The sequence below is a fragment of the Rathayibacter sp. VKM Ac-2760 genome (assembly GCF_009834185.1).
In the GTDB taxonomy this organism is placed as follows: Bacteria; Actinomycetota; Actinomycetes; order Actinomycetales; family Microbacteriaceae; genus Rathayibacter.
This window is the reverse complement of record NZ_CP047173.1, coordinates 1,841,432-1,854,992: the sequence shown is the minus strand read 5'-3', so window position 1 is coordinate 1,854,992 and position 13,561 is coordinate 1,841,432. Positions and strand designations below refer to the sequence as shown.

The following is a 13,561-nucleotide window of genomic DNA, read 5'->3' as shown; positions in this document are numbered from 1 at the left end:
GAAGAGTGGGGCGGGCGTCAGCCGACGCTGCCCTCCATCCCCATCTCGATGAGCTTGTTGAGCTCGAGGGCGTATTCCATGGGCAGCTCCCGTGCGATCGGCTCGATGAAGCCGCGGACGATCATGGCCATGGCCTCGTCCTCGGGCATGCCGCGCGACATCAGGTAGAACAGCTGCTCCTCGCTGACCTTGGAGACCGTGGCCTCGTGGCCGAGCTGGACGTCGTCCACCCGGATGTCGATCGCCGGGTAGGTGTCCGAGCGCGAGATCGTGTCGACCAGGAGCGCGTCGCAGCGCACCGTGTTCGCGGAGTGGTGCGCGTTCGCGTCCACCCGGACCTCGCCGCGGTAGCCGGCCCGCCCGCCGCCGCGGGCGATCGACTTGGAGACGATCGACGACTGCGTGTACGGCGCCATGTGGACCATCTTCGCGCCGGCGTCCTGGTGCTGACCGGGGCCCGCGAACGCGACGGAGAGGGTCTCGCCCTTGGCGTGCTCGCCGACCAGGAAGATCGACGGGTACTTCATCGTGACCTTGGAGCCGATGTTGCCGTCGATCCACTCCATCGTCGCGCCCTCGTGCGCGATGGCGCGCTTGGTGACGAGGTTGTAGACGTTGTTCGACCAGTTCTGGATCGTCGTGTAGCGCACGCGGGCGTTCTTCTTGACGATGATCTCGACGACCGCCGAGTGCAGCGAGTCCGACTTGTAGATCGGCGCCGTGCAGCCCTCGATGTAGTGGACGTAGCTGCCCTCGTCCGCGATGATCAGCGTCCGCTCGAACTGGCCCATGTTCTCCGTGTTGATGCGGAAGTAGGCCTGCAGCGGGATGTCGACCTTGACGCCCTTGGGGACGTAGACGAACGAGCCGCCGGACCAGACCGCCGTGTTCAGCGCGGCGAACTTGTTGTCGCCGGCGGGGATGACGGTGCCGAAGTACTCCTGGAAGATCTCGGGGTGCTCGCGGAGCGCGGTGTCCGTGTCCATGAAGATGACGCCCTGCTCCTCCAGGTCCTCGCGGATCTGGTGGTAGACGACCTCGGACTCGTACTGCGCGGCCACGCCGCCGACGAGACGCTGGCGCTCCGCCTCGGGGATGCCGAGCTTCTCGTAGGTGTTCTTGATGTCGTCCGGGAGGTCCTCCCAGGTCTGCGCCTGCTTCTCGGTGGAGCGGACGAAGTACTTGATGTTGTCGAAGTCGATGTCCGACAGGTCGGCGCCCCAGGTGGGCATCGGCTTGCGCTCGAACAGGGCCAGCGCCTTCATGCGCCGCTCGCGCATCCAGGCCGGCTCGTTCTTGAGCGCGGAGATGTCGGAGACGACCTCGGGCGAGATGCCGCGGCGCGCGGAGGCGCCGGCGGAGTCCGAGTCGGACCAGCCGAACTCGTAGACGCCCAGGCTCGCGAGCTCGGGGCGGTCGATCAGGATGTCTGACATAAGTACCTCGTTTCCTACCCACTGGTAACCGGTCGGGTTCCGGAGTCATTCCCCGAGGGGGATCCGGGGAGCACATCCGGGCCGATCGCGTCATCGAGTCGATGGGCGGAGCGGAGCGGTGCGTCCCGGGAAGTCCTGAGGCTTGCGGTGGCGCTCCATCGGGCCGTCGGTCCGGGTCTCGCCGTCTCGGGCGAACGGCGCACGCGCCGAACCTGAACCAACTACTCATCCTACGGAAGCCGTGCTCCCAGTGGAACCTCTGCACCTGGGTGTCGCCCGGGCAGCGGATCCGATGCCGTCAGACGCGCATGGTCATACGAGTGTCGGTGGTCCGTGCTGGAGTGTCCGCATGACGAACGACGACAGGACTCCTCCCCTCGCCCGCCTCCTCCTCGCGCTCGCGCGCGCCGGACTCCCCCGGCCCGAGGCCGCCGGGTTCTCGGTGCTGGCCGAGCCCCTCGCCGCGGCGCTGCCGCTGCGGCGCCTGCCGGGGGCGCTCCTGCGCCTGCGCCGGCATCTGCATCGGCCCGGTGACCGGGTGGTCCGGCGCCGCCGTCCGTCGAGCGGTCCGGCTCCGGCTCAGAGGGATCCGGCTCAGAGGGCGGAGGCCCGGAGCTCGGGGGCCGGCTCCTCGGTCAGGCGCCGGCGCTGAGCGCGGACCGTGAAGAGCCGCGGATTGACGTCGAGCAGCACCCGCAGGGCGCCGACCCAGACGAAGGCCGAGCCGATCAGGTGCACGGCGACGATCGCCTCGGGCAGTGCGAGGAGCGACTGCGCGACGCCGACGAGCGCCTGCAGGCCCACGACGACGAGGAAGGCCAGCACCCGGCGGCGGGCCAGGCCCGAGCCGGGCGAGCGGGAGAGCAGCACGAGCAGCGCGATCCCGACCACGAGCGTCGCCGTGCCGAGCACGCCGTGCACGATCGTGACGCTCTCCCAGTGGAACCGCATCCGCGGGACTTCGGCCGAGTCGCCGGCGTGCGGCCCCGTGCCGGTGACGAGGGTGCCCACCGCGATCACGAGGAGGGTGACCGCCACGAGCGCGATGCTCACCCCGCGGGTGAGCGCATCCGGCTCGAAGGCCGTCGACTGCGAGCGGTGCGCGCGATGCCAGGTCAGGGCCGTGGTGGTGAGCAGGGCGATCGCCAGCATGAAGTGCCCGGCGACGATGTACGGGTTCAGCCCCGAGTGCACGGTCGCACCGCCGGCCAGGGCGTTGGCGACGACGAGCCAGAACTGCGACCAGGCGAGCCGGGTCATCGTGCGGTCGCGCGGCTTCTGCAGCCGCGCGGCGGTGATCGCCCAGCCGACCGCGACGATCAGGACCCCCGTGAACGCGCGGTTGGTGAACTCGATGAACCCGTGGATCCCGAGCTCGGGGGTCGACGTGAGCGAGCCCGCGTCGCAGGCGGGCCAGGTCGGGCAGCCGAGGCCCGAGCCGGTCAGCCGCACGACGCCGCCGAAGAAGATGATCAGGATGCTCGCGATGAGCGCGGCCGTCGTCCCCCAGCGCAGGGCGCGAGGACTCAGGACGACCCGCTCGGCGAGGAACGAGAACGGCGTCACCATCAGAACGGCAGCAGCGGGTCGATGCCGACGGCGAGGAAGAGCAGCGTGAGGTAGCCGATCGAGCCGTGGAAGACGCGCATCGGCGAGACGTGCTCGTGCCGGATCGCGAGGCTGTAGAGCCGGTGCGTCTCGGAGATGAACCAGACGCCGCTCGCCAGCGCCACGACCGTGTAGACCACGCCCATGCCCGCAACGGGGATGAGCAGCAGAGAGCAGGCGACGGTGGCCCACGCGTAGAGGATCACCTGGAGACCGACGATGGTGCGCCCGCGGACCACCGCGAGCATCGGCACGCCGGCGGCGCGGTAGTCCTCGCGGTACTTCATCGAGAGCGGCCAGTAGTGCGGCGGCGTCCAGAGGAAGATCACCGAGAACAGGATGATCGGCGCCCAGTCGAGCGAGTTCGTCACCGCGGCCCAGCCGATGAGCACCGGCATGCAGCCGGCGATGCCGCCCCAGACGATGTTCTGCGGCGTGCGGCGCTTGAGGAACAGCGTGTAGAAGAGCACGTAGATGAGGATCGCCGCGAGGGACAGCGAGGCCGCGAGCCAGTTGGCGGTGAGGCCGAGCCAGACGATCGAGAGCACGCCGATCGTGGTCGCGAAGACGAGCGCCTCTCGGTCGGACACCTCGCCGGTGACGAGCGGGCGGTTCCGCGTCCGCTTCATCACGCGGTCGATGTCGCGGTCGATGTAGCAGTTGAACGCGCCGGCCGACCCCGCGCTGAGCGCCCCGCCGATCAGGACGTTGAGGACCAGCAGCAGATTCGGGATCCCGCCCTGCGCCAGGATCATCGTGGGCGCGGTGACCACGAGCAGCAGCTCGATCACCCGCGGCTTCGTCAGCGCGACGTACGCCCTCACCTTGCGCGACAGGGGCGACCGGACGGGCCCTCCCCGCTCGATCGCGGTGGTCTCTGCGACTACGTCCATTGCTCCTCTAACGATCGATGATCCCGAACGAGTGTAATGCGCGCCAGGTGGGGGCGAGCCCGGAGTGCACGCTTGTCCAATCGGGAGCCGACATATGCGACGTGACAAGCCCCGGCCCCGGGTGCACCCCCCTCCGTATACTCGGAACTGCTCGCCAGAGCGCCCGGCCCGCACCCGAGTTCCGCCCGACTGATCAGTCGCGCGAGGCCGAACGGGGCAAGCCGGAAGCATCGTGTCGAAGTCGTCATGCGCGCTCCACCATGCGAGAGGGCGGACGGTCCCCGTCTGCCCCACGTCTCGAGAAGGGTCAGTACCTAGTGTCAGAACTGCAATGGGATTCCATTGACGAGAAGGCAGTCGACACGGCGAGGGTTCTCGCCGCGGACGCGGTCGAGAAGGTCGGCAACGGCCACCCCGGAACCGCCATGAGCCTCGCGCCCGCCGCGTACCTCCTGTTCCAGAAGGTCATGCGCCGCGATCCGTCCGACGCCACCTGGATCGGCCGCGACCGCTTCATCCTGTCGGTCGGCCACTCCTCGCTGACGCAGTACGTCCAGTTCTACCTGGGCGGCTACGGCCTCGAGCTCGACGACCTCAAGGCGCTGCGCACCTGGGGCTCGAAGACCCCCGGCCACCCGGAGTACGGCCACACCGACGGCGTCGAGATCACCACCGGCCCGCTCGGCCAGGGCCTCGCCTCGGCCGTCGGCTTCGCGTACGCCGCCCGCTTCGAGCGCGACCTGTTCGACCCCGAGGCCGCCGCCGGCACCTCGCCGTTCGACCACTTCGTCTACGTCATCGCCGGCGACGGCGACCTGCAGGAGGGCGTCACCAGCGAGGCCTCCTCGCTCGCCGGCCACCAGCAGCTCGGCAATCTGGTCGTCATCTACGACTCCAACCAGATCTCGATCGAGGACGACACCAACATCGCCTTCACCGAGGACGTCAAGGCCCGCTACGAGGCCTACGACTGGCAGGTCCAGGTCGTCGACTGGAAGAAGACCGGCGAGTACCACGAGGACGTCGCCGAGCTGCACGCCGCGATCGAGGCCGCCAAGGGCGAGACCGACAAGCCGTCGCTCATCATCCTGCGCACGATCATCGGCTGGCCCTCGCCGAAGAAGCAGAACACCGGCAAGATCCACGGCTCCGCCCTCGGCGCCGACGAGCTCCGCGGCCTCAAAGAGGTGCTCGGCTTCGACCCCGAGAAGACCTTCGACGTCGCCGACGAGGTCCTCGAGCACACCCGCAAGGCCGTCGAGCGCGGCCAGGCGCAGCACGCCGAGTGGAACGAGACCCTCGAGGCGTGGGCGACCGCGAACCCCGAGAAGAAGGTCCTGCTCGACCGCGTCCTGAGCGGCGAGCTCCCCGAGGGCGTCCAGGAGGCCCTCCCGGTCTTCGAGCCCGGCAAGGAGGTCTCGACCCGCGCCGCGTCCGGCAAGGTCATCAACGCCCTCGCCGGCGTCGTGCCCGAGCTCTGGGGCGGCTCGGCCGACCTCGCCGAGTCGAACAACACGACCATCGAGGGGGCCGGCTCCTTCGTGCCGACCGAGTTCTCGACCCACGAGTGGACCGGCAAGAAGGGCGGCCGCGTGCTGCACTTCGGCATCCGCGAGCACGCCATGGGCGCGATCCTCAACGGCATCGTCCTGCACGGCAACACCCGCCCCTTCGGCGGCACCTTCCTGATCTTCTCCGACTACATGCGCCCGGCGGTCCGTCTCGCCGCGCTCATGAAGGCGCCGGCCATCTACGTCTGGACCCACGACTCCGTGGCGCTCGGCGAGGACGGCCCGACGCACCAGCCGGTCGAGCAGCTGGCGGCCCTCCGCGCGATCCCGGGACTGGACATCGTCCGCCCCGGCGACGCGAACGAGGTCGCCTACGCCTGGAAGACGATCCTGGAGCGTCGCGAGGGCCCCGCCGGCCTCGCGCTGACCCGCCAGAACATCCCCGTCTTCGAGCGCGGAGAGGGCGACGCCACCGGCGAGACCTTCGCCCACGCGTCGAACGTCGCCCGCGGTGCGTACATCCTCGCCGAGGCGCCGAACGGCACCCCCGACGTGATCCTCATCGCCACGGGCTCCGAGGTGCAGATCGCCGTCGAGGCGCGCGAGCTGCTCAAGGGCGAGGGCGTCAACGCCCGCGTCGTCTCGGCTCCGTCGCTCGAGTGGTTCGAGGAGCAGGACGCCGAGTACCGCGAGAAGGTGCTGCCGACCTCCGTGAAGGCGCGCGTCTCGATCGAGGCCGGCCTCAGCCTCGGCTGGCAGAAGTACGTCGGCGACGCCGGCCGCTCGGTCTCCATCGAGCACTTCGGCGCCTCCGCCGACTACAAGACCCTGTTCCGCGAGTTCGGGATCACCACCGAGGCGGCCATCACCGCCGCCAAGGAGTCGCTCGCGGCGTCCTGACCACGAAGGCCGCGTCCGCCAGGGCGCGGCCTTCGCCGTCGGACCCACGACTCCCCACCGACCCGCACCACCTAGCGAGAAGAAGAGACATGACCGAGAACACCCCCACCGCAGACCTCTCCGCCGCCGGCGTCAGCATCTGGCTCGACGACCTGTCGCGCTCGCGCATCTCGAGCGGCGGGCTGCAGAAGCTCATCGACGAGAAGAACGTCGTCGGAGTCACCACCAACCCCACGATCTTCGCCGCGGCCCTCGCCAAGGGCGAGTCCTACGACGAGCAGGTCGAGGAGCTCGCCGCCGCCGACACCTCGGTGACCGACGCGGTCTTCGCGATCACCACCGACGACGTCGCCGCCGCCTCCGACGTCTTCCGCCCGATCTACGACGCGACCAACGGCTACGACGGCCGCGTCTCGATCGAGGTCGAGCCGGGCCTCGCGCACGACGCGCAGGGCACCATCGAGCAGGCCAAGGCCCTCTGGGCCAAGGTCGACCGCCCGAACGCGATGATCAAGATCCCCGCGACCGTCGAGGGCCTCGAGGCCATCACCGAGGCCATCGGCTCCGGCATCTCGGTCAACGTCACCCTGATCTTCTCGCTCGCCCGCTACCGCGCCGTCATCAACGCGTACCTCGCCGGTCTCGAGAAGGCGAAGGAGGCCGGCATCGACCTGTTGACCATCCACTCCGTCGCCTCGTTCTTCGTGTCGCGCGTCGACACCGAGATCGACAAGCGCCTCGAGGCCGTCGGCACCGACGAGGCCCTCGCCCTGAAGAGCAAGGCCGGCGTCGCCAACGCGCAGCTCGCCTACGAGGTCTTCGTCGAGGCGTTCGCCACCGAGCGCGCGCTGCTGCTGCAGGAGTCCGGCGCCAACCGTCAGCGTCCCCTCTGGGCCTCGACCGGCGTCAAGTCGACCGACCTCCCCGACACCCTCTACGTGACCGAGCTGGTCGCCGCCGGCGTCGTCAACACGATGCCCGAGAAGACCCTCGAGGCGACGTTCGACCACGGCGTCATCGCCGGCGACAGCGTCACCGGCTCCTACGCCGACGCCAACGCCGTCCTCGACGCGGTCGCCGCGCAGGGCGTCTCCTACGCCGAGGTCACCGAGCTGCTCGAGAAGGAGGGCGTCGAGAAGTTCGTCGTCTCCTGGAACGAGCTGCTCGACACCGTCACCGCCGCGCTCGAGGGCGCGAAGGCGAAGGCCTGATCATGGCGATCGAGATCCACCTCAGCGGAGACGCCGAGAAGGCCGCCGACCGCGTCGTCCCGGAGCTCGTCGCCGACGAGGTCGCCTCGGGCATCACCGCCCAGGTCCCCACCCTCTGGGGTGCGGCGGCCGAGGAGGAGTCCGCGAAGCGCCTCGGCTGGACCGAGTCGACCACCGTCTCCCGCCCGCTGATCCCGGAGATCCTCGCGCTGCGCGAGGAGTTCCTGGCCAAGGGCATCGACCACATCGTGCTCGGCGGCATGGGCGGCTCCTCGCTCGCGCCCGAGGTCATCACCCGGACCGCCGGTGTCGAGCTCACCGTGCTCGACTCCACCGCGCCCGGTCAGGTCCTCGCGGCCCTGAACGACCGACTGGCGAGCACCGCGGTCGTCATCTCGTCCAAGTCCGGGTCGACGGTCGAGACCGCCAGCCAGAAGAAGGCGTACGAGAAGGCGTTCACCGAGGCCGGCATCGACCCGCTCGACCGCATCGTCATCGTGACCGACCCCGGCTCGCCGCTGGACTCGTCCTCCCGCGAGGCGGGCTACCGGGTCTTCAACGCCGACCCGAACATCGGCGGCCGCTTCTCGGCGCTCTCCGCGTTCGGCCTCGTGCCGTCCGGACTCGCCGGCGCCGACATCGAGGCCCTCCTCGACGAGGCAGCGGAGGCGTCGCTCGGCCTGGCCGTGGACACCCCGGAGAACCCGGGTCTGCTCCTCGGTGCCGCGATCGCCGCCACCAGCCCGCGCCGCGACAAGCTCGCGATCGTGGCCGACGGCACGCACATCGTCGGCTTCGCCGACTGGGCCGAGCAGCTCATCGCCGAGTCCACCGGCAAGGACGGCTCGGGCATCCTCCCCGTCGTCCTCGGCACCCTCGCCCCCGAGCTGTCGGAGGACCTCGCCGACGTGCAGGTCGTCCGCCTGGTCGAGGACGCGAGCGCGCTGCACCTGTTCCCGCGCGACCGGCACGAGGGCGAGATCCTCCTCTCCGGCTCGCTCGGCGCGCAGATGCTGACCTGGGAGTACGCGGTGGCCGTCGCCGGCCGCCTGCTCGGGATCAACCCGTTCGACCAGCCCGACGTCGAGTCCGCGAAGATCGCGACCCGGGCCCTGCTCGAGAAGCGCCCCGAGCCGGCCACCCCGGCCTTCACGGACGCGGGCATCGAGGTGACGGGCACGCCCGAGGTCACCGAGGGCGTCTCGACCATCGCGGCCGCCGTCGACCGCCTCCTCGCCCAGCTGGGCGAGGGCGGCTACGTGTCGATCCAGGCCTACGTCGACCGCCTCGCCCTGCCGCAGCTGGAGGGCGTCCGCGACCTCCTCGCCGCGCAGTCGAAGCGGCCGGTCACCTTCGGCTGGGGCCCGCGCTTCCTGCACTCGACCGGTCAGTACCACAAGGGCGGAGCGCCGACCGGCGTCTTCCTCCAGATCACCGAGAGCGCGAGCACGGACCTCGAGATCCCCGAGAGCCCGTTCACGTTCGGCCAGCTGATCCAGGCCCAGGCCGCGGGCGACGCGAGCGTGCTCGCCGAGCACGGCCGCCCCGTCCTGACGCTGACGCTGACCGACGCGGACGCCGACCTCGAGGCGCTCTTCGAGGCGCTCAACACCTGATCCGCCGACGCGACGCCCCGCCCTCCCCTCGGGAGGCGGGGCGTCGCGTCCGTGGTCACCCGCGGCCCGTCGCGGGCCGTGATCGCAAGCCCTCAGCGGAGCGGGCGGGCGGCACCCTCCCCCTCCGTCACCGATAGCAGTGCGCCGAGACGACCGGCCCGCCGGCCGCCGCGGCACACAGAAGGACACTGCACATGTCTGTGGACATCACCCCCGAGTTCAACCCACTGCGGTTGAGCTTCGACCGCCGGCTGAACCGGATCGCGGGGCCGAGCGGCCTCGTCATCTTCGGCGTCACCGGCGATCTCTCCCGCAAGAAGCTGATGCCGGCGGTCTACGACCTCGCCAACCGCGGCCTCCTGCCCCCCGGCTTCGCGCTCGTCGGCTTCGCCCGGCGCGACTGGGACGACCAGGACTTCGAGAAGGTCGTGCACGACTCCGTCAAGAAGTACGCGCGCACCGAGTTCCACGAGGAGGTCTGGACCCAGCTCGCGCAGGGCATCCGCTTCGTGCAGGGCGAGTTCGACGACCCCGAGGCGTTCAGCCGGCTGAAGACGACCGTCGACGAGCTCGACCGCGAGCGCGGCACGAACGGCAACTTCGCCTTCTACCTCTCCATCCCGCCGAAGTCCTTCCCCCAGGTCACCGAGCAGCTGCGCAACTCGGGCCTCGCGGAGCAGAAGGACGGCCAGTGGCGCCGCGTCGTCATCGAGAAGCCGTTCGGCAGCGATCTGAAGACCGCCCGCGAGCTCAACGCCGTGGTCGAGTCGGTCTTCCCGCCGGACTCCGTCTTCCGGATCGACCACTACCTCGGCAAGGAGACGGTCCAGAACATCCTGGCGCTGCGCTTCGCCAACATGATGTACGAGCCGCTCTGGAACTCGAACTACGTCGACCACGTGCAGATCACCATGGCCGAGGACATCGGAGTGGGCGGCCGCGCCGGCTACTACGACGGCATCGGCGCCGCGCGCGACGTCATCCAGAACCACCTCCTCCAGCTGCTCGCGCTCACCGCGATGGAGGAGCCGATCTCGTTCGACGCCGCGGACCTGCGCGCCGAGAAGGAGAAGGTCCTCGCGGCCGTCCGACTGCCGAAGGACCTCTCGACCGTCACCGCCCGCGGGCAGTACTCCGGCGGCTGGCAGGGCGGCGAGAAGGTGCTCGGCTTCCTCGAGGAGGACGGCATGAGCCCCACCTCGACGACCGAGACCTTCGCCGCGATGCGCCTGGACATCGGCACCCGCCGCTGGGCCGGCGTGCCGTTCTACCTGCGTGCCGGCAAGCGCCTCGGCCGCCGCGTCACCGAGATCGCCGTGGTCTTCAAGCGCGCACCGCAGCAGCTCTTCGCCGAGAGCCAGACCACCTCGCTCGGGCAGAACGCCCTGGTCATCCGCGTCCAGCCCGACGAGGGCGTCACCATGCGCTTCGGCTCGAAGGTGCCCGGCGCCGGGATGCAGGTGCGCGACGTGACGATGGACTTCGGCTACGGCCATGCCTTCACCGAGGCCAGCCCGGAGGCCTACGAGCGCCTCATCCTCGACGTGCTCCTCGGCGAGCCGCCGCTCTTCCCGCGGCACGAGGAGGTCGAGCTGTCCTGGAAGATCCTCGACCCGATCGAGGAGTACTGGGCCACGCAGGGTCAGCCCGAGCAGTACCGCCCCGGAACCTGGGGTCCCGATTCCGCCGACGAGCTCCTCGCTCGCGACGGCCGCACCTGGAGGCGCCCGTGATCGTCGATCTGCCCGACACCACGACGAGCGAGGTCTCGAAGACCCTCGTCAAGATCCGCGAGGAGGGCGGCGCCGTCGCCCTCGGTCGCGTGCTCACCCTCATCATCGCGACCTCCCGGGGCCACGAGGAGGAGGCGATCGAGGCGGCGAACGACGCGTCCCGCGAGCACCCGATGCGCGTCATCGTCGTCTCGAAGGACGACGGCCTGACCACCGTGCCCGTGAACGCCAGTGCGCGGGTCGACGCCCAGATCCGGGTCGGCGGCGACGCCGGCGCGAGCGAGGTCGTCGTCCTCCGCCCGTTCGGCGACGCGGCGAGCGACGAGGAGAGCCTGGTCACCGGACTCCTCCTGCCCGACGCGCCCGTCGTCGCCTGGTGGCCGAACAGCGCGCCCGACAGCGCGTCGAAGTCGCCGATCGGCCGGATCGCCACGCGGCGGATCACCGACGCGTCCGCCCAGTCGAACCCGGCGGAGGCGCTGCACCACCTCGCCTCCACCTACGCCCCCGGAGACACCGACTTCGCCTGGACGCGGCTCACCCTCTGGCGCGCCCAGCTGGCCGCGGTGCTCGACCAGCCGCCCTACGAGCCGATCACGGCCGTCGAGGTCTCCGGCGCCCCGGACTCCCCCTCGACGATCCTGCTCGCCGCCTGGCTGCAGCTCGAGCTCGACATCCCCGTCGACCACGAGCTCACCATCAGCGCGACGGGCTCCAGCGGCATCCACGGCGTCCGCCTGTTCCGCGCGTCCGGCGTCATCGAGCTGGAGCGCTCGATCCCGAACGTGGCGACGCTGACGCAGCCGGACCAGCCCGTGCACGACATCTCCCTCCCGCGCCGGAGCCTGCGCGACTGCCTGGCGGAGGAGCTGCGCAGGCTCGACCCGGATGACCTGTACGGTGAAGTCATCTCGCGCGGTGTCGACATGCTCACCGAGAAGAACGACGCTCGCAGCGCCTCCTGACACCGCGGCCCCCACGGCCGCCGCACCCCGCACCGGGTGCGGCGGCCGTGAGGCCGACCATCCGCCGATGGGCGACCGACCCGAAGGAGTCCCCCGATGACCACTGACCGCCGTGTGCTGGTCCACCGAGACAAGCAGTCCCTCGCCGGCTCGGTCGCCGCGCGCTTCCTGACGAAGACGATCGACATCCTCGACGACCTGGGTTCGGCGAACGTGGTGCTCACCGGCGGGACGATGGGCGCGGCGACGCTGAAGGAGATCGCCGGCTCCTCCGCCTCGGGCAACGTCGACTGGACGCGCGTGCACTTCTGGTGGGGCGACGAGCGCTGGGTGCCCCGCGGGCACGAGGACCGCAACGACGTCCAGGCGGGCGATCTCTTCACGACGCTCGGCGTGCCCGCCGAGAACGTGCACCGCTACCCGGCCTCGGACGAGGGACTCGACCTCGACGCCGCGGCCGCCGCCTACGACGCCGAGCTCCGCGCTCACGCGACGGAGGGGCGCGAGTACCCGCGCTTCGACATCACCTTCCTCGGGGTCGGCCCCGACGGGCACATCGCCTCGCTCTTCCCCGAGCGCTCGGCGATCCGCCACCCGCAGCCCGGCGTCCTCGCCGTCCGCAACTCCCCCAAGCCGCCGCCCGAGCGCCTCACCCTCACCCTGCCGCTGATCAACCAGTCCGACCGGATCTGGATGGTCCTCGCGGGCGCCGACAAGGCCTCCGCCCTCGGTCTCGCCCTGGCCGGCGCGAGCACCAACGAGGTGCCCGCTGCGGGAGCGTTCGGCCGCAAGCGCACCGTCTTCTTCGTCGACCAGGAGGCCGCGGCCGAGGTCCCCGAGTCGCTCATCGCGCCCAGCTACTGAGCTCTCCCCCGGACGGCTCGTCCAGGAACGACGAAGGGCCCGCCTCCTCGGGAGGACGGGCCCTTCGTCGTTGCACCGGCCCTGCGGCCGGCGGTGCTCAGGAGGGGGTCGCGGTGCCCCGGCGGGCGCGCAGCTGCTGCAGCGCCTCCTCGAGGAGCTGAGCGGCCTCGGCCTCGGTGCGGCGCTCCTTCACGTACGCGAGGTGCGTCTTGTAGGGCTCCGACTTCGCGACCTGGGGCGGGTTCGCCCGGTCGCGGCCGGCGGGAAGACCGGACTGCGGGGAGTCGATCACCTCGGGGATCTCGTCCTCGGGGAGGGCCGCCGAGAAGTGGCGCACCGTCTCGTTGCCGAGGGCGTCCCAGTAGGAGACCGCGACGCGCTCGGCGTGGTAGCCCCGGTCCTGCTCGCCCATGGGTCCCGCGCCGACGCGCGAACCGCGGATTGCACTGCCGCCTGATGCCATACCGATTACCCCTATGCTCCGGTGTCGAACTTGGTGATGAGACCGAGCACCACGATGCAGGCCAGCCAGACGAGGCCGAGGATCACGGTGATGCGGTTCAGGTTGCGCTCTGCGACGCCGGAGGCTCCGAGGTTCGAGGTGACTCCACCGCCGAACATGTCGGACAGTCCGCCGCCGCGCCCCTTGTGGAGCAGGATCAGCATGGTGAGCAGAAGGCTCGTGATGCCCAGGACGACCTGGAGCACGACCTGGAGGATGTCCACGCGGTACCTTTCGAAGTTCTGGCGCGTTGCACGCCTCGACGAGTATAACGGCGCCTGCGAACCCCCGGGGAATCACGACGCCCTGTGTTCTGTCCGCT

The 13,561-nt window shown here is 70.4% G+C and carries 11 protein-coding genes; 6 read left to right on the top strand and 5 right to left on the bottom strand.

Annotated elements, in window-relative coordinates; all coding sequences use genetic code 11:
• Positions 1-17: 17 nt before the first annotated feature.
• From sufB to GSU72_RS08340, 3 genes are all read right to left on the bottom strand, one after another.
• Entirely contained in the window at positions 18-1,436 is a 1,419-nt protein-coding gene (gene sufB / locus GSU72_RS08350; RefSeq protein ID WP_159984596.1) for a Fe-S cluster assembly protein SufB, read from the bottom strand.
• 594 nt (positions 1,437-2,030) lie between these two features.
• On the bottom strand, positions 2,031-3,005 hold the full coding sequence (locus tag GSU72_RS08345) for a COX15/CtaA family protein (RefSeq protein WP_159984595.1): 975 nt from the start codon (positions 3,003-3,005) through the stop codon (positions 2,031-2,033).
• Entirely contained in the window at positions 3,005-3,937 is a 933-nt protein-coding gene (locus GSU72_RS08340; RefSeq protein WP_159984594.1) for a heme o synthase, read from the bottom strand. Before GSU72_RS08340 ends, GSU72_RS08345 begins: the two co-directional genes overlap by 1 nt.
• Positions 3,938-4,254: 317 nt before the next feature.
• Between GSU72_RS08340 and tkt the strand changes: the two genes are divergently transcribed.
• The 6 genes from tkt (at position 4,255) to pgl (ending at position 12,737) form a co-directional block, all read left to right on the top strand.
• The gene (gene tkt / locus GSU72_RS08335) at positions 4,255-6,348 is read left to right on the top strand and encodes a transketolase (protein ID WP_159984593.1); all 2,094 of its coding nucleotides are present in this window, start codon (positions 4,255-4,257) and stop codon (positions 6,346-6,348) included.
• Between the two features lie 89 nt (positions 6,349-6,437).
• Positions 6,438-7,559 (top strand): transaldolase, encoded by a 1,122-nt coding sequence (gene tal, locus GSU72_RS08330; protein WP_159984592.1) that lies wholly within the window; start codon positions 6,438-6,440, stop codon positions 7,557-7,559.
• A 2-nt stretch (positions 7,560-7,561) separates the two neighbouring features.
• A complete protein-coding gene (locus tag GSU72_RS08325; RefSeq protein ID WP_159984591.1) occupies positions 7,562-9,175 on the top strand; it encodes a glucose-6-phosphate isomerase in 1,614 nt (537 codons plus the stop codon).
• Between the two features lie 194 nt (positions 9,176-9,369).
• Positions 9,370-10,908 carry a glucose-6-phosphate dehydrogenase gene (gene zwf, locus GSU72_RS08320; protein WP_159984590.1) on the top strand — a complete coding sequence of 513 codons (1,539 nt, stop codon included), beginning with the start codon at positions 9,370-9,372 and terminating at the stop codon, positions 10,906-10,908.
• The gene (locus GSU72_RS08315) at positions 10,905-11,873 is read left to right on the top strand and encodes a glucose-6-phosphate dehydrogenase assembly protein OpcA (RefSeq protein WP_159984589.1); all 969 of its coding nucleotides are present in this window, start codon (positions 10,905-10,907) and stop codon (positions 11,871-11,873) included. The genes zwf and GSU72_RS08315 overlap by 4 nt, the downstream gene beginning before the upstream one ends.
• 96 nt (positions 11,874-11,969) lie before the next feature.
• Positions 11,970-12,737 carry a 6-phosphogluconolactonase gene (gene pgl, locus GSU72_RS08310; protein WP_159984588.1) on the top strand — a complete coding sequence of 256 codons (768 nt, stop codon included), beginning with the start codon at positions 11,970-11,972 and terminating at the stop codon, positions 12,735-12,737.
• 97 nt (positions 12,738-12,834) lie between these two features.
• Here the strand turns inward: pgl and GSU72_RS08305 are convergent, their stop codons facing one another.
• Both GSU72_RS08305 and secG read right to left on the bottom strand, forming a co-directional pair.
• Positions 12,835-13,200 (bottom strand): RNA polymerase-binding protein RbpA, encoded by a 366-nt coding sequence (locus GSU72_RS08305; RefSeq protein ID WP_123446271.1) that lies wholly within the window; start codon positions 13,198-13,200, stop codon positions 12,835-12,837.
• Between the two features lie 11 nt (positions 13,201-13,211).
• A complete protein-coding gene (gene secG, locus GSU72_RS08300; RefSeq protein WP_123733087.1) occupies positions 13,212-13,463 on the bottom strand; it encodes a preprotein translocase subunit SecG in 252 nt (83 codons plus the stop codon).
• Between the last annotated feature and the right edge of the window lie 98 nt (positions 13,464-13,561).

Bases quoted from the DNA above. Each gene is read 5' to 3' on its own strand.
- sufB (WP_159984596.1), bottom strand. From the start codon at position 1,436: ATGTCAGACATCCTGATCGACCGCCCCGAGCTCGCGAGCCTGGGCGTC.
- GSU72_RS08345 (WP_159984595.1), bottom strand. From the start codon at position 3,005: ATGGTGACGCCGTTCTCGTTCCTCGCCGAGCGGGTCGTCCTGAGTCCT.
- GSU72_RS08340 (WP_159984594.1), bottom strand. From the start codon at position 3,937: ATGGACGTAGTCGCAGAGACCACCGCGATCGAGCGGGGAGGGCCCGTC.
- tal (WP_159984592.1), top strand. From the start codon at position 6,438: ATGACCGAGAACACCCCCACCGCAGACCTCTCCGCCGCCGGCGTCAGC.
- GSU72_RS08325 (WP_159984591.1), top strand. From the start codon at position 7,562: ATGGCGATCGAGATCCACCTCAGCGGAGACGCCGAGAAGGCCGCCGAC.
- zwf (WP_159984590.1), top strand. From the start codon at position 9,370: ATGTCTGTGGACATCACCCCCGAGTTCAACCCACTGCGGTTGAGCTTC.
- pgl (WP_159984588.1), top strand. From the start codon at position 11,970: ATGACCACTGACCGCCGTGTGCTGGTCCACCGAGACAAGCAGTCCCTC.
- GSU72_RS08305 (WP_123446271.1), bottom strand. From the start codon at position 13,200: ATGGCATCAGGCGGCAGTGCAATCCGCGGTTCGCGCGTCGGCGCGGGA.